Source organism: Bradyrhizobium sp. 35, assembly GCF_023073215.1.
Lineage (GTDB): Bacteria > Pseudomonadota > Alphaproteobacteria > Rhizobiales > Xanthobacteraceae > Bradyrhizobium > Bradyrhizobium canariense_D.
The window spans coordinates 142,014-159,975 of the sequence record NZ_JADPJC010000080.1 but is presented as its reverse complement, the minus strand read 5'-3'; the positions used below and the strand labels follow the sequence as shown (position 1 = coordinate 159,975).

Sequence of the window (17,962 nt, the reverse complement as noted above, 5' to 3'; positions counted from 1 at the left end):
AACTACACCGCCCCAAACGGCGCGAACCGGGCGACAATCGCGCGGAGATCCCGTCGGCAGAGGGCGCCGTAGGGACCAAGCTGCGACGCGGCGACCGCAACGACAAGGATGGCAGCCGCCGACAGCGACGCAACGGATCCGACGGACCACCACGCCGCAACAAGATCGAGCTTAGCGCAGTCAAGGCCATAGCGCAGCAGCAGCGCCGTCACGATCCCAACGCCGAGCGGCATCAACACAAGATGAAAGACGCGCGTCCCCATCCCAGCGAGACTGGAACTTTGCTTCAGCAGGAAGACGGTCAAGGCGATCTGCGCGATCATGCCCACGCAAGTGCTGCAGCCGGCTGCCTGCCACCCGAAGAGCGGCAGCGCGATTGCGCTGGTGGCAAGCGTGAATATGCCGGTGACAAGAGAGATCAACGCAGTGTCGCGGGATCGCCCCTGCGCGAGAAGGTAGAACGCGAATACGTTTACGCTCGATCCCAAGATTCCCGCCACGCACAGCACGACCAGCACCTGTTGGGCCTCGGCCGCGACCTCGGCACCGGTCCAGAGATGAAGCAACGGTCCCGCCACCGGAATTAGTCCACCCAGCGCACTGGCGGCGAGAACGTTGAGGATCCATGATGAGCGAAGCAGCAGGTCGATCTTGCGGTCTTCAGTCTCCTGGTGCAGCGAACTGAAAAACGGGAACAGGGTTTCGCCGACCTTCAGGACCCCGATGTACATCGCCTCCTGTAACCGCTGCGCTACGGTATAGAATCCGACGAATTGCGGCAGAAGCAATGCACCAAGGAGATACCGGTCGGCCTGCGCGGCAAGCAGTGCACCGCCCTGCGCGGCCAATTGCCAGCTCCCCAGGCGTACCAGCCTATGCAGAGCGTCGCGATGAAACGCCGGTCGCGCCAGCCACTCTCCCAAAGAGTGGTGCGACCAGGCAAGCGTCAAGAACAGGCTGATCGCAAAGCCGGAGGCCTGGCAGCCGAGAAACGTTGAGGCCTGCGGCGCGGAAGGGATCAGGATCAGCATGGCCACGGTTGTGCAGACCGTGCTAACGATGCTGATGCAGGCGATCCGCCGGTAGTCCTGGCGCGCCGAGAACAAGGTGAGGAATACGGCAGATACGCACTGGCACAGCCAGCCAGAGCCCGCCAACAGAAAGGCAAGCCCAAGATCATCTGCGAGCGGCCCGCTGAGATGGAAAGCGATACGCGCGAGCGGCGCGCCGGCGAGGCAGAAGAAAACCGCGATGGCGCCGCCCAAGCCGACCGCCAGCGCCACGGCGGTTGCAAACAAACGCTGCGCATCTTCGAGATCGGAGGGCGCCAATCGCCGCGCCAGCTCCCGCGCGGTCGACAACGCCAGGGAATTGCTGAACACGAGGGCCGGCGCGATCGACGCTGTGACGAGCCCGGCAACACCGAACGAACCCGGGCCGAGGCGAAAGAGCGCAAACGGCAGGATGGCGAGATTGAGGGCCACTGCCACGACAAATGCCGTTGCGTTCCAAGCCGAGTTTCCGAGCAGATCGGACGAACCTTTTCTCACGCCATTTCAACCATTGGTCATGCCTTGCGCGATCGGTCGGCTGTTGATTCCAGACAAGGAACCAGCGTTTCCCCGGCTGCGGAGCGAAGCCTGCGCGTCATAGGACGCTTGGACAGCTTAGGCAATGGCATCCCGATACTATCTATAGAATCGCTCGCGCGGAGCGATCAATGCCACGTCGCTCCGTTCGAGGGGCCCGCCCTCCGCGAGCAGCACTGCTCTGCTCGAGGTGCTACAAATATGGTGAGGCGATTGTGATCATCGGGCAGGCAAGCATTGGAGCCGCGGATTTGGCCGTTCTCGCGAAGTTAGCCGTCTATTTCCCCGAGGCTTTGCACCTTCCACAACCCGCGCAGCGCGACCAAGGTCCGTTGCACCGCTGTTAGTCAACGGCAAGGCAGCCCTGGACTCAAGCCGCTTCCTTGACGAGCCCCACACCAGCAGGCGCGGTCGCGAAGCCTATCCTTTTTGGGCTGGCCGATCTAAAGCTAGCTCCTTGGCGGGAAGCGTTCACGAGTGCGACCGGATTGTGGATTGAAAGCGCCCTTCAAGGCAGATAGATAGTTTAAGCCGTCCTCCACTTTCATTCGGTAGATCGACTTCTCAGCGGGCAAAACCGGTCGCGGACGATCGGCGAACCTGCGAATTCTCGAGCGGTTCTACAGCATGCGCAAGCACTTCGTCTTCTCAGCAATCCTGTTCGCTTCTTCATTGCTCGTTTCTGCGCTCGCCGCCGAAGGCATCCTGCGCCTGAAGAACACCTCGATGAAGAACTACGATATCGAAATGTGGCGTTACGCGCGCGAGCTGAAGGCTCCCAGCCCGCAGCCTGAACTCGGGCATGACCATATCAAGAACGGTTCCGCGATTCTCCAATCCGTGGAGATCCGGACCAACGACTGGAAGTTGCGCGGCGGCCCCTCATCGGCTCGTACCGAGGTTGATCGCCGCATCCTCTTCCTGGGCGGCTCCATCACTCTCGGCTGGGGCGTGCCAGAGAACGAAACGATCACCTCGCGCGTCCAGACTGCCCTGCGTGAGAAGGGCGAGAAGGTCGACGTCCTCAATGGCGGTGTTGGCAATTACAATGCCGAACGATACGTTCAACGGTTCTTCTCGGAGCTCGAAGGACTGAAGCCGACGGATATCGTGGTACATTATTTCCTTCGCGATGCCGAGCAGCTCGACCCCGGCGGGGGCAATTGGTTCCTGAGGAACAGCGAACTTGCGGTGACCATCTGGATCGCTGCCAACCGTATCTTAAAGAGGTCCGGCGAAACCTCGCTCATCGATCATTACCGGAATGTCTACCGCGACGATCAGCCAGGCTTTGTCGAAATGCAGCGTCAACTTCGCGAGCTCGCGGACTACGCAAAGAAGAACAATATCCGCCTGTATTTCGCGATGATGCCTGACGTCCACAATCTGAAGAACTATCCGTTTGGGTTCATTCATGAAAAAATGCAGAGGATCGCGCAGGCTGACGGCTACAAATACGTCGATCTGCTGCCGGCGCTCAGCGATCTGTCGCCCGAGCAGATCTGGGCGATGCCCGGCGATCCCCATCCCAACGCATTGGGTCACAAATTGATGGCCGACGCCGTTCTCCCCGTTCTCGATCTATAGCCGCGAAACGAGATGCTGTTCTCCGATCCCGTTTTCGGCGTCTTCTTCGCTTTGTATTTCGTCGCTCATCTTGCGACGCCGCCACGCTATCGTCTCTACCTCCTGATCGTCGGGAGCACGATCTTCTACGGCTGGTGGAAGGTCGAATATATCTGGCTGCCTTACCTGCTCAGCGCGATCGCATGGGGCGGCGTGTTGTCCCTCGAGCGGGCGAAGGCACCCGAGATTCGAAAGCGGCGCCTCGTCGGCACCTTGATTCTGCTTTTCGCTCCGCTCATTGCGTTCAAATACACGCACTTCCTCGTCTACGATGTATTCGGGGCCTTCGCGCATGGCTCTGACGACAAATTTCGCTTTGCACTTCCTCTCGGAGTGTCGTTCGTCACCTTCACTCTCACGGCTTACGTGGTCGACACTTACCGGGGCCGCTTCCCTGCCGTCCGCAACTTCGCCGAGATCCTCGGCTACGTATTGTTCTTTCCTCATTTGATCGCCGGGCCGATTCTTCGACCGAACGAGTTTCTGCCTCAACTCTCGAAGGTGAGGCGGGCGTTCGACGCACGCTTCACGCTCGGGGCAGCCCTGTTCGTGCTGGGCCTCTGCAAAAAGCTGATCTTCGCGGACGCGATCGCGCCCTATGTCGACGAGGTCTACGCGCCCGGCCCTCACGGCAGCTTTGACTATCTGCTCGCGATCTACGGCTTCTCGATTCAGATCTACTGCGATTTCAGCGGCTATACCGACATGGCGATTGGCCTCGCCTACCTGCTGTGCATTCGCCTGCCGCAGAACTTCCGATCTCCCTACAGTTCGGGATCGATTGTCGAGTTCTGGCGCCGGTGGCACATCACCCTGTCGTTCTGGCTGCGCGACTATCTCTACGTCCCGCTCGGCGGCAACCGGCTCGGATTTGCCCGCCAGATCGTCAACCTCATGATCACCATGCTCCTGGGTGGCCTCTGGCACGGCGCCAACTGGACGTTCGTCATCTGGGGAGGTCTGCACGGCTGCGGACTTGCGGCAAACCATTTGCGCAATCGCTATTGGCCCACGTTGAAGCTGCCTCGTTGGCTCGGCATCCTCGTCACGTTCAACTTCGTGACGATCGCTTGGATCTACTTTCGATCTCCCAACCTTGGATCGGCCAAGGAAATCCTCGCAGGACCTTTCACGGGAGCTTCGCCAGACCCTTTGGCCTTCCTGTCGGAGCACGCTTATCCGATTGCCCTGATCCTTGTGTTCCTTGCCGCGCATCGCTTTGATAGCCATGCGAGAATTCGGCTATCTCTGAAGACCGCTCCAAAATCCATTGTGTGGGCCCTGTTCCTGGTGCTCGCCACACTGGCCATTGCGCTCAGCCAGGGCAGCTCGGCCAAATTCATCTATTTCGACTTCTAAGCCGTTGATTTGCTTCCCGTTTGCCACCAACGTGAAACGCCTGTATCTAGGGCCTGCATTGTCTCGAACATGCTGGGTCAAATGACGAACGGCAATCACCACGAATTCGGCGCGCGCAGTCTTTCGGTCGGAACTCCATCGAATCGATCCTTCGGGCTTGTGTTCGCTGCCGTTTTTGCCGCCTGGGCCGGGCATCTGGCCTATCAGGGCAAGATGGCCTGGATGTTCGTAGCTGTGCTTGCGGTGGGTTTTGGTATCGCCGGCGTCCGGAATGCCGCTTGGCTCAGCCCGTTCAACAGGCTGTGGATGAAGTTCGGTCACCTGTTGTCGCTGATCGTCGCGCCAGTCGCGCTCGGCATCTTGTTCTTTCTCGTCATCGCACCGATCGGTTTTCTGGCTCGCGCGTGCGGCAAGGACTTCCTTCACGTCAAGAAGGACCCCGGCAAATCCTCCTACTGGATAGCGCGCCAGCCTCCTGGGCCGGACGCTGCGAGCATGCATCATCAGTTCTAGGAGATCATCTTGTCGTTTCTCGCTGAGTTTTGGGCATTCTTGCGCGTGCGCAAGAAGTTTTGGCTTCTCCCCGTTCTGGTGATGATGGCGCTGCTGGGCGGATTGATCGTGCTCAGTCAGACGAGCGCCGTCGCGCCGTTCATTTACGCCCTGTTCTAGTCGCCTCCTCGATGCGGATTCTCGGCATATCTGCTTACTATCACGACAGCGCCGCGGCACTGGTCGAGGATGGACGCATCGTTGCGGCGGCCCAAGAGGAGCGCTTTACACGGCGCAAGCACGACCCTTCTTTTCCTACGAATGCGATCGACTACTGCCTGCGGTACGCCGGCTGCTCGCTGGGTGAGCTCGACGCAATCTCCTTCTACGACAAGCCGTTTTTGAAATTCGAGCGACTGCTCGAGACCTACCTCTCATTTGCACCGACTGGCTTTTCGTCCTTTCGAAAAGCCATACCGCTGTGGCTCCGTGAAAAGCTTTTTCAGAAGGACCTTCTTCTCCGCGAGTTCAAGAAAATAGCCGATGCGGACATCGACCCGAAAAAGCTGCTCTTTTCCGAGCATCATTTCGCCCACGCCGCGTCCGCCTTCTTTCCATCTCCTTTCGTCGATGCCGCAGTGCTGACCATGGACGGCGTCGGGGAGTGGACAACGTCCTCTCTGGCGATCGGCAGCGGGAACGATCTTTCCATCCAGAAAGAGCTGCACTTTCCGCATTCACTCGGCCTGCTCTATTCGGCCTTTACCTACTATCTCGGCTTCAAGGTCAACTCTGGCGAGTACAAGGTCATGGGCCTTGCGCCCTACGGCGTTCCGAAATACGCGCAGCAGATCCTCGATCGCATCGTCGATGTTAAGCGGGATGGCAGCTTCTGGCTCGATCAGAAGTACTTCGACTATTGCACCGGGCTCACGATGACGAATGATCGCTTTGCCGATCAATTCGGTCAGCCGGCAAGAACGGCCGAACAGCTGCTCACGCAGTTTCACATGGATATGGCGGCATCGATCCAGGCCGTCACTGAGGACATCGTGCTCAAGATCGCGCGGTCCATCCGGACGGAGACCGGCGCTAAAAATCTCTGTCTTGCCGGAGGTGTTGCGCTCAATTGCGTCGCCAACGGCAAACTGCTCAAGGAAGGCATTTTCGAAGACATCTGGATCCAGCCCGCGGCCGGGGATGCCGGCGGTGCGGTGGGAACCGCTCTGGCCGCCTATCACCTGAACATGGGACAGCCGCGTCGAGTCATGCCCAACGGACAGGACGGCATGAGCGGCGCCTATCTTGGGCCGGAGTTTACTCAAGGCGAAATCGAACAGCAACTGAAGAGTGCCCAGGCCCGCTTCTCATCCCTCACCGATGAGGAGATCATCAACGCGACGGCTGAGGCTCTTGCCGAAGGGAAAGCCGTGGGCTGGATGCAGGGCCGGATGGAATTCGGGCCCCGCGCCCTCGGCGCGAGATCGATACTTGGCGACCCGCGATCCCCGACCATGCAGAAATTGCTCAATCTGAAGGTGAAGTATCGCGAGAGCTTCCGCCCATTTGCTCCGTCGGTGCTCCGGGAAGACGTGGCCGATTGGTTCGAGCTCGATGGCGACTCGCCCTATATGCTTCTGGTCGCCGACGTCGTGAATTCGCGCCGGCGGCAAATGACTCCGAGCGAAGCTTCGTTGTTCGGCATCGACAAGCTCAATGTGCCGAGATCGGATGTTCCGGCGGTGACTCACGTCGACTATTCCGCACGCATCCAGACCGTCCATCGCGAAACCAATGCGCCGTACCACGCGCTGATCTCCCGCTTCAAGGATTTGACAGCCTGCCCAATGCTGGTGAATACGAGCTTCAACGTTCGAGGTGAGCCGATCGTCTGCACGCCGACTGACGCTTTTCGATGCTTCATGGGATCGGAAATCGAGGTCCTGGTGGTCGGTAATGCCTTCTTGAAGAAGGAAGATCAGGACCCCTCCCTCAAGCTGAATTACGAACATGCTTTCGACCTCGACTGAAGCGGGCAAGGACGGCGCGACCCGGAGCGTCGTCGGCACCGCCAAACGCGCACTGTATTCCGGAGCGCGGCTGCTCGCGGTATGGCTCGTCGTCTTCGCGGTTTTGGGATTGAGCATCGAAGGCATCGCGCGGCTTATATTTCCGTACGTTCCGCCGAGCGTGTGGGACTACCGGGGCTCGCGCCCTCCCGCCTACAAGAACTCCCCGTTTTTCTCGAAGGACTTCATCGGGGAGTCACGCTCGCATCAGAATTGGATCAATCCGAAAGGCACCAGGATCATATATCCCGGCGACTACAGCGGCCGTTGGTTCAACGTAAGTGAGGGCATCAGGCGGACCGTTGGCTCTCCCGAGACGGCCGAGCGCCGAATTCTCCTGATCGGAAGCTCGACCATCTACAACGCCGAGGTGCCTGACGATTTCACGATCGCAAGCCGGCTCCAGGCCATTCTCAAGGACCATGGAATCGCAAAAATTCAGGTCCTCAATTTTGGCGCATCCGGCGTCAACGTGGCCCAACAGCTGGAGCGCCTGAAGACCCTGACGATCGCCCCTCGAGAAATCGTCTTGTTCTACGATGGCACGGGCGATGCGATGCAGGGCGTCTTCTACGCGAATTTCGACGGATGGATCGTCGGTGAGAATCGCAAACAGCTCGACAACTTCATTGCCCGCAACAGACCCGGCATCGAACGCCTGGCGAGATACAGCCGTTTCTTTAACTGGCTCTATGCAAAGTCGACGAATTATCTTCCGGAACACCTGAAGCATCCGGATCAAATCAAATCGCTGGCCGCCGAATCGAAGGAGAAGCTGCTCAAAGGTCTTCTCGAAACCAACGCCTATGTCCATTCGAAGGGCGCAAGCTTCATCCACATCCTGCAGCCCGACCTGTTTACGCGGCCACTCCGCCACGTCGAGCTTCCCCTGGTTCAGAACCACTTTCTCACGATGGAAGGGACTGAACCGGCGCTACGGGCCGCTCACGACGAATTCAAATCGCTCACCGGATCCCTGACATCCGCCGGTGTCGTCGCATTTGACGCAACTAATCTGCTCAACGACGTCACCGAACCGATCTATCTTGATTTTGCGCACACTAACGAGTTGGCAAATCAGCGGATCGCTGAATTCCTGTTCGACGCACTCTCCCGGTCCGGCACGCTGGCCGGGAACTGACTGCGCTTACTCGCGACGGCGGTTTGCGTCCATGGCCATCACGACAATAAGAAGCCCGAGTGCTGGCCGAGAATGGTATGTATGAAATCTGCGGTGTCGTGGGCCGAAGTGTATTGGACCGAGGTGTCGTGCGCCACGCTGGCCGCGGCAGGCGCGGAGGAGGCCGGCGAGATCACCCCGTCACCGTTCAGATCCTGCTGGAAGTTTGATTCATAGCTCTTCAACGCCGCGCTCGAGCCTGCCATCGCCGCGGTATTGGTCACGTAGTTGCCGTTGCTGTCCAGCGTCCAGATGATGAACTGATCGGATGCGCTTGTATGCATCGCAAACATAAAACCGCTTGAGGTCTTTTCACCAGCGACTGGGGACCACCCCGAAAACTGTCCCGCGGCAAGCGGCGCGTCGTTGAGCATCACCTCCGGGCCCGAGCCACCCGCGACCGGATTGAGGAAGTAGTTGCTGCCAACCTGCACCAGACTCGTGGCGCCGTAAGCTTCGATGGTCGTGCCGGTCTGAGCTGGAACACCGACAACTCCGTCACCGTTCAGGTCCTGCTGGAAGCTCGGCTCGTAATTCTCGAGGGCTGCGCTTGTGCCAGAGACTGGCGCAGAATTGGTCACGTAATTGCCGCTGCCGTCTAGTGTCCAGGTGATGAACTGGCCGGAGGTCGACTTCATGGCGAGTTCGTAGCCATTTGAGAGTTTCTCGGCCCCCACGGGTGACCAGCCCGAAAATTGCCCCGCCGACAGCGGCGAGCCATTTACTATCACCTCAGGCCCCAAGCCTCCCGATATCGGATTAAGGAAGTAGTTGCTTCCCACCTGCACCAGGCGGGTCACGCCAAACGATTCGATCGTCGTGCCGGACTGAGCACCCGCCGGAATACCAATAACTCCGTCGCCATTGAGATCCTGGTGGAAGCTCGTCTCGTAATTCTCAAGCGTTGTGCTCGTGCCTGAGATCGATGCAGCATTTGTCAGGTAATTGCCATTGTCGTCCAATGTCCAGATGATGAACTGGCCAGAGCTCGACTTCATGGCGAGTTCGTAGCCGCTTGAGAGTTTCTCGGCCCCCACCGGCGACCAGCCCGAAAATTGACCCGCCGATAGCGGCGCTCCATTCAGCATCACCTCGGGTCCCGGTCCGCCCGCGGTTGGATCGAGAAAGTAATGATTGCTGATTTGCACAAAGCTAGTAACGCCCGCGAGCTCGATAACGACGGGCGGCGCGGTGAGCGCGGCGCTCGCAAATATGCCGTCAGCAAACTGGAAGTTTTCCACTCCCGTGACAGTATCGGTGCCGTCGGGAGAGCCCGAACGCTGATCGGCAATGGTGAAGGTCTGCGTGGCCAAATCGTAGGAGATGGAGTAGCTAGCTTCGCCGCCCGAATACACCGCCGTATCCGTGCCCGCGCCGCCGATAATCGTGTCGTTGCCGCCGCCGCCGGTCAGCGTATCGTTGCCGGAACCGCCTGTCAGTGCGTTGGCGATGACATTGCCGATGATCGTGTCGTTGCCGGAGCCGCCGATGGCGTTGTCGATGTAGGAACGCGCGTCGTTGTTGTAGAGATAGGAATTGTAGACGTTACCCGACGCATAATGGCCGTTTCCGAGATTGGCGAGTTGAACCGACGAGAACACGGACGACGCACCTGGATTAAGATTGATGCTCAGGTTCGTCGCGTAGTTCGACAGGTCGTAGGTATCGACGCCGCCACCATCCCAGATCGTCTCGTAGATGCGATTGGCCGAGCCACCGGCACCCCCATTGTCGGCCGGCTGGCCGACGCCATTGATGAATTCCTGCCCGGTGGTCGGGCTCCATGTATAGACGGTGGTCCCGCCCTGGGTCGTGTAGTCCGCGCCGTACATCGTCTGCAGCGCGAGGATATCGTTGGCCATATAGGTCTGCGGATATCCATAGGCTTCGTTGGTGTAGCCGCTCGTCGTCGAAGCGCCGACATAGCTGCGATAGCTCATGACGGTGTATTCGCTGTCGTCGTGCGCGCTCGGCACCGCGACATTGGCGGGGCCGCCCGCTTCCTGACTGTGCTTGAGGCCGAAGGCATGGCCGAGCTCGTGCAACGCAGTCGTGAAATAATAATTGCCGAGCGCAGCCTGCGAATAATTGTAGGCGGTTCCGAACCACACGTCGCCGCCGGACGCGTAGTTGCCGGGGTAATAGGCGTAGGACGTCGGATTGGCCGCCGGCGACTGCGCGACCATGACGTCGGCACCGTTCGTCCCGGCATACTGGATGTTGGCGTTGGTGTAGCCGAGGATCAGTCCGATAGCGTAATTGATGGCCGCCTGCATCTGACTGGGCGCCGAGGCAAAACCCGACGTCGTCGGCTCACTGCTGCCGCCGCTGTAGGGACTGGCGTAGTCGCTTGCAGCGTCCGGAAAGCTGTAGGTGATCGTGCCGGACCATTTGTAGCCTGACAGCAGGCCGTCGATCTCGGCGTTGTTGGTGGCACTGACATTGACTGCGGTAGCCAAGGGGATCTCCGAAGCGGCAAACCCCGTTCGATTCGGGGCGCGGACAGATGATTCTAGCTTGAGAGCTAAACGTTTGGTTTAATTTTGGCGAGCCGGTGCGGACTCCTTCCATAAGGCCGTGTTAGCCATGAAATCCCGTAGTGATACGGTCCAGGACAAGGGCCCCGGTTCCGACCAGCTGCCGTGTTGCGAGTGAAATCATGAAACGACGTTCCCTCTCGGCCGGCCTGTTCGGCGCTCTGATGGCGCTCGCCGGGCCGGGCCATCTACCCTTCGGAGGACTGCCAGTCATGGTCGGAAAAGCCAATGCGGATGAGAGCGGCAAACAAGGCGGCACAGCGGGGCGCGCGCCCTCCGTTCCAATGGCTCGCGACCCCTCGGCTGCGGTCGCGGAGGAGTACGAATCCGCCCGTCGCAAGGGAACGCGGGAGGCGTTCGAGCTGTTCATTGCGCGCCACGGCGATGACCCCCTGGCCGAGCAGGCGCGTGCCGAGCTGAAACAGCTGGCGCGCTGATCCTTCGCGGGCGCCCCACAGGCATTGCATTTCGACAGGCGGCATCCGCGCGGCCCTGACCTGCCGCGTGATGTCTTGCTGCATGGTCTTTCAGCACTATGGTAGGCCCGCAATCTGTCCCGGAGCCCATCAAGATGCCCTTTCCGCATGCCTCGGAAGCCCTGTCACGCTTTACCGTGCTCGATCTGACCCGCGTCAGGTCCGGGCCCACCTGCGTGCGGCAGCTCGCGGACTGGGGCGCCAACGTGATCAAGATCGACGCGCTCACCGAGGATGCCGGCGGCGAGCAGCCGGGCGGGCCGCGGCGGGGCTCCGACTTCCAGAACTTGCATCGCAACAAGCGGGCGATGACGCTGAACCTGAAAGACGAGCGCGGGCTCGCCGTGTTCAAGCGCCTCGCCGCCAAGGCCGACGTCGTGGTGGAGAATTTCCGCCCCGACGTGAAGAAGAAGCTCGGTATCGATTATGAGGGCCTCGCCAGGATCAATCCGCGCATCGTCTACGGCAGCATCTCGGGCTTCGGCCAGGACGGGCCCTACCACAAGCGGCCGGGCTTCGATCAGATCGCGCAAGGTATGGGCGGGTTGATGTCGATCACCGGCGCGCCGGGCGAAGGGCCGATGCGGGTCGGCATTCCGGTCGCCGACCTCACCGCCGGTCTCTTCTGTGCCATGGGCATCCTCACCGCACTGCTGGAACGCGAGGTCTCGGGCAAGGGCCAGTGGGTGCAGACCTCGCTGCTGCAGGCCCAGATCTTCATGCTCGACTTCCAGGCCGCACGCTGGCTGATGGAGAAGGAAGTGGCAAAGCAGGCTGGCAACAACCACCCGACCAGCATTCCGACCGGCGTGTTCAAGACCTCGGACGGCTACATCAACATCGCCACTACGGGCGGCCGGATCTGGGAGCGCTGCGCGCAGGCGATCGGCGCGCCGGAACTCTACAGCCATCCCGACTATCTGACCGCCCCGGCCCGCTCCAAGAATCGCGACGCGCTCAATGCGGAGATCGAGAAGCGTACCGTGACGAAGTCCACCGAGACCTGGGTCCGTGAACTTAACGAGGCCGGCGTGCCCTGCGGGCCGATCTACGCCATCGACCAGATGTTCGAAGATGAGCAGGTCAAGCATCTCGGCATTGCGCAGGAGGTGCCGAATGACGAGGATCGCGACATCCGCCTGGTCGGCCAGCCAGTCACACTGTCCCGCACGCCGAGCAGGATGGTGGCACGGCCACCGGAGTTCGGCGAGCAGACCAACGAAGTGCTAAAGGAGTTCGGCTTCGGCGCGGACGAGATCGCCAAGCTCAGGGACGCCAAAGTGGTGTGAGTGCCTCGTTAGAGGTGGGCCGGCGACTCGCGGAGCAATGAACAGGCAACGCGGGGTCGAATAACCAGGCCGGAAACGACAAAGCCCGGCGTGAGCCGGGCTTTGCTTCTTGTTGACGCGTCTGTTGTTTAGTACCGGGCGACCACCGGGCCACCGAACTGGTAGTTGATGCCGGCGCGCAGGATGTGGTCGGTGAAGCGCGACGAGACGTTGGCACTGATCGCGGAGAGCGGTGCCAGCGTGAACGGACCGGAGCCGAAGCGTCCGAGGTCGATGTAGAGATATTCGAGCTTGGCGCTCCAGTTCTGGGTGATCTTGCCTTCGACGCCCACGCCAGCGGTCCAGCCGGCACGCGTCGTCGAGTTCGAGCCGACCGAGCCGACCGCCACACCCGCGGGCGTGAAGCCGGACATCGTGCCGGTGGTCTTGATCTCTCCAAAGGCCAGACCACCGGTGCCGTAGAACAGCACCTTCGGCGTCGCCAAGATGCCGACGCGGCCGCGGACCGTACCGAACCACTGAAGATGTTGGTTGATCGACAGCGAGGTGCCGGCAGCGGAGCCGGCGGGAAGGAAGGTAAGGCCCGGAAGACAGGCTCCTCCTGCAGGTCCGGTGGGGGCGCAATTGAAACCGGCGCTGCCCTTTTCACCCGACCATTGCAGGTCTCCCTCGATACCGTAGACCCAATTGGCGCTCTGCCAGTTGTAGCCAGCCTGGCCACCGGCGATGCCACCGTTCATGTCGAACGACGCATTGGTGATGGAGCCGGCCGGCGGCGCGATCGCAGCACCGGTTGCCGAGTTGAAGTAGGAGACGTCGGTGCGCGAGCGGCCCCAGCTGTAGCCGCCATTGGCGCCGACGTAGAATCCGGTCCAGCTCCAGACCGGATCGACCATGACCGGCGCCTTGACGTAGGGCCTTGCGGCCAGATCGGCCGCCAATGCGCCCGTCGCGAACAGCGACATCGCCGCCGCCATTCCAATCACAATCCGCTTCATGGCAATTCCTCCGCACAAACTTGTGATGAAGATATACGCGGAGGAGCGCCCAACGGCTGTCGCCGCGCCAGCACAACCGGAAACAATCGGGGCGTGCAACGCCCAAGACTAGAGCGACATCACCCCTATGTATCTGAATCCAGGGGATATTCTACCTAGCGGAGCGCCTGCTTGGACCGCTGCGTCAATCCGACACGGGCAAGCAAGCCGTCGATCACAGGCCAAAACAGCAGCACGATCGCCAAGGTCGTGATCGAGCCGACCAGGCCGTTCGACCAAAACACCTTGAGGTCGCCGCCGGCGCCGATCATCGACAGGCGGAAGGCATCCTCGGCGCGGTTGCCGAGCACGAGCGCCAGCGTGAACGGCGCGAGCGGAATGCCGATCTTCTTGAAGACGTAGCCGACGACGCCAAAGCCCAGCATCAGCCAGATGTCGAACATCGCGTTCTGGATCGCATAGGCGCCGATCGCGCATGACACCACGATCATCGGCGCCACCGCGGCGAACGGCACGCGCAGGATCGAGGCGAAGATCGGCACCGTCGTCAGCACCAGCACGAGGCCGACGACATTGCCGAGATACATCGAGGCGATCAGGCCCCAGACGAAATCCTTGTGCTCGACGAACAGCAGCGGTCCCGGATTGAGCCCCCACACCATCAACCCGCCGAGCAGGATCGCGGCGGTGCCGGAGCCGGGAATGCCGAGCGCCAGCATCGGCAGCAGCGCCGCGGTGCCGGAGGCATGCGCCGCCGTCTCCGGCGCGAACACGCCCTCGATACGGCCCTTGCCGAAGCTCTCGGGATTCTTGGAGAAACGCTTAGCGAGATTGTAACCCATGAAGGATGCCGCGATCGCGCCGCCCGGGGTGATGCCGAGCCAGCAGCCGATGAAGGATGAGCGCAGCAGCGTCACCCAGTATTTCGGCAGGTCCTTCCACACACTCAGCACGACGCGCAACGAAATGCTCGCCGCGTGTCCGCGCAACGCGAGGCGCTCCTCCATCGTCAGCAGGATCTCGCTGATGCCGAACAGGCCGATGACGGCGACGAGGAAGTTGATGCCTCGGAGCAACTCGGACGAGCCGAAGGTCATGCGCAGATTGCCAGACACCGTGTCCATGCCGATGCCGGCGAGCAACAGCCCCAGCGACATTGAGATGACGGTCTTGTGCTTGGCCTCGCGCCCGAGACCCACGAAGGAGCAGAAGGTCAAAAGATACACCGCGAAAAATTCCGGCGGGCCGAACTTCAGCGCAAAGGACGAGATCATCGGGGCGAGGAAGGTGATCAGGAGCACCGCGACCAGCGAGCCGATGAAGGAGGAAGTGAACGCCGCCGTCAGCGCCTCCGCCGCCCTGCCCTGCTGCGCCATCGGATAGCCGTCGAAGGTGGTCGCGACCGACCAGGCCTCGCCCGGGATGTTGAACAGGATCGAGGTGATCGCGCCGCCGAACAGCGCGCCCCAATAGATGCAGGACAGCATCACGATCGCCGAGGTCGGATCCATCGTGAAGGTGAGCGGCAACAGGATCGCGACGCCGTTGGGTCCGCCTAGTCCGGGCAAGACGCCGACGAAGATGCCGAGCACCAGCCCGACCATCATCAGCACGAGCGTCTTCCACGTCAGCAAGACCGCAAAGCCGTGAAGCAACAGGCCGAGAGCTTCCATCGCGGGCTCGCCTTAGTGGCCGAAGGCCGCTTCGAGCGGCCCTTTCGGCATGATGACGTCGAAGGCGACGTCGAAGGTCACGAACATGATCGCCGTGAATACGACAGCGGTGAGCAGCGACTTCCACAGCGCGATCTTGCCGACGAGACGCATGAAGCTCGCGATCAGAAGGAAGCTCGCTACATAGAGGCCGAAAAACTGCGTCGCCAGGCAGAACAGCAGCGTCGGCACGAACACCGCCATGACGCGGCGGGCTTGCGCGCGCGTGACGAAGGTTTCGGGTGCCCCGCGTTGCGCGACCAGCGCCACGATCAGGCCGTAGAGGCTGGCACCACTGAGAATGACGGAGAGGTAGAACGGGAAATAGCCCGGCTCCGGCCCGGTCGAATCCCAGGAGGCGCCGGTGCGCCAATTGTCGTAGCCGAGCGTCGCGGCGAGCGCGAGCAGCAAGAGACAGACGAATATCTCGATCGTGCCGGAGGAGACGACGGAAGGCGAGTCGTCTTCGGGCGCGGTCGGATCGTCGACGACGATTTCAAGATCGGTCTGGGGCATGAGCCGTTTGGGACGGAGTAAGTTCAATTCCCCCTCTTCCCGCTTGCGGGGAGAGGTCGGGGTGAGGGGAAGTCTCGACGGGGGGGGGTGAGAGTTGGAGTCGCGGAGAGAGTCCTCACCCCAACCCTCCCAGCGCGAGCGAAGCTCGTCGCGCCTCCGTAAGAACGGGGCGAGCGAGAAGAGGCCGCTACTTCGCGACGAATCCAGCTTCCGTCATCAGCGACTTGTTGACTGCATCGTCCTCCTCGAGGAATTGCACCATGTCCTTGCCGGTGAGGAAGATCGGCTTCAGCGCCTGCTTTTCCATGTAGTCCTTGTATTCCGCGGTCTGCGTCACCTTGTGGAACAGCTCGACATAGAAGGCCTGCTGTTCCGCCGTGACCTTGCCGGGCAGGAACATCGCGCGCAACATCAGATACTGCACATCGACGCCCTCTTCCTTGCAGGTCGGGATGTCGGCCCAGGACTGCGTCTCCGTCACTTTACTGGTGTAGGAGATTCGTTCTTTGTCGAACACGCAGAGCGGACGCACCTGGCCCGCGCGCCAGACCTCGAGATTTTCGGATGGATTGTTGACGTTGGATTCGGTGTGGTTGCCGACGAGCTGGGTCGCGGCCTCGCCGCCGGACTTGTAGGGCAGATAGGAGAATTTCGCACCGGTCTTCTGCTCGAGGAACACGGTCAGCACATGATCCTCACGCTTGGAGCCGGTGCCGCCCATCTTGAACGGCGCGGCTGCCGCCTTCGCGGCTGCGACGAACTCCTTCACCGTCTTGGGACCCGCGCTGTTGTCCCACAGCACGAACTGATCGAGTGCGATCACAGAAACCGGGGTCAGCTCACGCCAGTTGAACGGGATCTTCGCCGACAGTGGCAGCATGTAGATCACCGAATAGGCGATCAGCACCTTGTTGGGATCGCCCTCGCTGGATTTCATGTACATCAGTGCTTCCGCGCCGGAAGCCCCGCCCTTGAGCGAGACCACGATCGGCTGCTTCATCAGACTGTTCTTCTGGATGGCGGCCTGCATCATCCGCGCCATCTGGTCGGAGGCACCGCCCGCGCCCGCGGCGACCACGATCTCGACCGGCTTGGTCGGCTCCCAGCCGGCAAAGGCCGGCGTGCTTAACGATAGCGCTGCTGCGATGCCAACAGCTTTCACTAGAATTCGCACGAGTTTCGTCCCCTGGATCATTAGCTTTCCTTCTCGACGCATTGTGCGGACTAATGCGAGCGAGTTCAAGCACGCGGGTATCCCGCTGCCTATGACTTTCGGCTGACGAAGCCAAGCCGCAGATGCGCTACTTGCCCTTCCAGTTCGGCGTGCGCTTGTTGAGGAAGGCGTCCATTCCCTCGCGGAAATCTTCGCTCATATAGGCCTTGAGGATCAGATCCTCGCCTTCTTCGCGCGACAGCGTGCGGCGGATACGGCGCACTGCCTCCTTGGTCGCTTCAAGCGTCAGCGGGGCGTGGCTCGCCACGAGCCTGGCGGTCTCGTCGGCGCGGCGCTGCAGCGTCTCGACGTCGGGAACGATCTCGTTGAGGAGGCCGAGGGCCAGTGCTTCCGATGCCTCGACGAGGCGCGCCTTGAAGATCAGATCCTTGGTGCGGGCGGGGCCGACCAGCGAGACGACGCGGCTGATGTTCGACATCGACAGGCAGTTGCCGAGCGTGCGCGCGATCGGAAACCCGATGCGCGTCGTTTCAGTCCCGATGCGCAAGTCGCAGCAAGCCGCAATTCCGGCTCCGCCGCCGGTGCATGCCCCCGCGATCGCCGCGATCACGGGCACGCGGCACTGCTCCAGAGTGCCGAGCACGCGGTCGATGCGGGCTTCATAGTCGAGCGCATCCTGCGCGGTCTTGAACGCACGGAATTGAGAAATGTCGGTGCCGGAGGCAAACGCCTTGTCGCCGGCGCCGGTCAGGATCAGGGCCTTGATCGAGCGGTCGGCGTTGATCTCCTGGCAGATCTCCGCCATGCGCTCGTACATGGCGAACGTCAGTGCGTTGCGCGCCTGCGGGCGGTTGAAGGTGATCCGCGCGATGCCGTCCGTGACGGAGTAGAGCAGCTCTTCGTTGGCGGTCGTCGGTGCGTTCATCGCGCGCCCTCTTTTGTCGA

General features: G+C 61.1%; 15 protein-coding genes. 8 read left to right on the top strand and 7 right to left on the bottom strand.

The window, feature by feature from the left end; translation table 11 throughout:
* Positions 1 to 2 precede the first annotated feature (2 nt).
* Positions 3 to 1,490, bottom strand: coding sequence for an oligosaccharide flippase family protein (locus IVB36_RS16955; RefSeq protein ID WP_247392329.1), 1,488 nt, complete (start codon positions 1,488 to 1,490; stop codon positions 3 to 5).
* Positions 1,491 to 2,216: 726 nt separating this feature from the next.
* Between IVB36_RS16955 and IVB36_RS16950 the strand changes: the two genes are divergently transcribed.
* The 6 genes from IVB36_RS16950 (at position 2,217) to IVB36_RS16925 (ending at position 8,276) form a co-directional block, all read left to right on the top strand.
* The gene (locus IVB36_RS16950; RefSeq protein WP_247392328.1) at positions 2,217 to 3,176 is read left to right on the top strand and encodes an SGNH/GDSL hydrolase family protein; all 960 of its coding nucleotides are present in this window, start codon (positions 2,217 to 2,219) and stop codon (positions 3,174 to 3,176) included.
* 12 nt (positions 3,177 to 3,188) lie between these two features.
* On the top strand, positions 3,189 to 4,574 hold the full coding sequence (locus tag IVB36_RS16945) for an MBOAT family O-acyltransferase (RefSeq protein WP_247392319.1): 1,386 nt from the start codon (positions 3,189 to 3,191) through the stop codon (positions 4,572 to 4,574).
* Between the two features lie 69 nt (positions 4,575 to 4,643).
* Positions 4,644 to 5,087 (top strand): SxtJ family membrane protein, encoded by a 444-nt coding sequence (locus IVB36_RS16940; RefSeq protein ID WP_346731052.1) that lies wholly within the window; start codon positions 4,644 to 4,646, stop codon positions 5,085 to 5,087.
* A 9-nt stretch (positions 5,088 to 5,096) separates the two neighbouring features.
* Positions 5,097 to 5,246 carry a DUF5989 family protein gene (locus tag IVB36_RS16935; protein WP_164938565.1) on the top strand — a complete coding sequence of 50 codons (150 nt, stop codon included), beginning with the start codon at positions 5,097 to 5,099 and terminating at the stop codon, positions 5,244 to 5,246.
* An 11-nt stretch (positions 5,247 to 5,257) separates the two neighbouring features.
* Positions 5,258 to 7,096 (top strand): carbamoyltransferase, encoded by a 1,839-nt coding sequence (locus IVB36_RS16930; protein WP_247392314.1) that lies wholly within the window; start codon positions 5,258 to 5,260, stop codon positions 7,094 to 7,096.
* Entirely contained in the window at positions 7,077 to 8,276 is a 1,200-nt protein-coding gene (locus tag IVB36_RS16925; RefSeq protein WP_247392313.1) for a hypothetical protein, read from the top strand. The genes IVB36_RS16930 and IVB36_RS16925 overlap by 20 nt, the downstream gene beginning before the upstream one ends.
* A 38-nt stretch (positions 8,277 to 8,314) precedes the next feature.
* Here IVB36_RS16925 and IVB36_RS16920 read toward each other — a convergent pair whose 3' ends face one another.
* A complete protein-coding gene (locus IVB36_RS16920; protein WP_247392311.1) occupies positions 8,315 to 10,774 on the bottom strand; it encodes a M10 family metallopeptidase C-terminal domain-containing protein in 2,460 nt (819 codons plus the stop codon).
* Between the two features lie 200 nt (positions 10,775 to 10,974).
* Here IVB36_RS16920 and IVB36_RS16915 point away from each other — a divergent pair, with 200 nt between their 5' ends.
* Both IVB36_RS16915 and IVB36_RS16910 read left to right on the top strand, forming a co-directional pair.
* Positions 10,975 to 11,289: a hypothetical protein gene (locus IVB36_RS16915; RefSeq protein ID WP_247392309.1), complete on the top strand. Its 315-nt coding sequence runs from the start codon at positions 10,975 to 10,977 to the stop codon at positions 11,287 to 11,289.
* Positions 11,290 to 11,423: 134 nt separating this feature from the next.
* Positions 11,424 to 12,617, top strand: a complete 1,194-nt coding sequence (locus IVB36_RS16910; RefSeq protein WP_247392300.1) for a CoA transferase — start codon at positions 11,424 to 11,426, stop codon at positions 12,615 to 12,617.
* A gap of 128 nt (positions 12,618 to 12,745) precedes the next feature.
* Here the strand turns inward: IVB36_RS16910 and IVB36_RS16905 are convergent, their stop codons facing one another.
* From IVB36_RS16905 to IVB36_RS16885, 5 genes are all read right to left on the bottom strand, one after another.
* Positions 12,746 to 13,615: an outer membrane protein gene (locus tag IVB36_RS16905; RefSeq protein WP_247392299.1), complete on the bottom strand. Its 870-nt coding sequence runs from the start codon at positions 13,613 to 13,615 to the stop codon at positions 12,746 to 12,748.
* A gap of 155 nt (positions 13,616 to 13,770) precedes the next feature.
* On the bottom strand, positions 13,771 to 15,288 hold the full coding sequence (locus tag IVB36_RS16900; RefSeq protein ID WP_247392297.1) for a tripartite tricarboxylate transporter permease: 1,518 nt from the start codon (positions 15,286 to 15,288) through the stop codon (positions 13,771 to 13,773).
* Positions 15,289 to 15,300: 12 nt separating this feature from the next.
* A complete protein-coding gene (locus IVB36_RS16895; protein WP_247392289.1) occupies positions 15,301 to 15,843 on the bottom strand; it encodes a tripartite tricarboxylate transporter TctB family protein in 543 nt (180 codons plus the stop codon).
* A gap of 187 nt (positions 15,844 to 16,030) precedes the next feature.
* Positions 16,031 to 17,038 (bottom strand): tripartite tricarboxylate transporter substrate-binding protein, encoded by a 1,008-nt coding sequence (locus IVB36_RS16890; protein WP_247392287.1) that lies wholly within the window; start codon positions 17,036 to 17,038, stop codon positions 16,031 to 16,033.
* Between the two features lie 106 nt (positions 17,039 to 17,144).
* The gene (locus IVB36_RS16885) at positions 17,145 to 17,942 is read right to left on the bottom strand and encodes an enoyl-CoA hydratase/isomerase family protein (RefSeq protein WP_247367445.1); all 798 of its coding nucleotides are present in this window, start codon (positions 17,940 to 17,942) and stop codon (positions 17,145 to 17,147) included.
* Between the last annotated feature and the right edge of the window lie 20 nt (positions 17,943 to 17,962).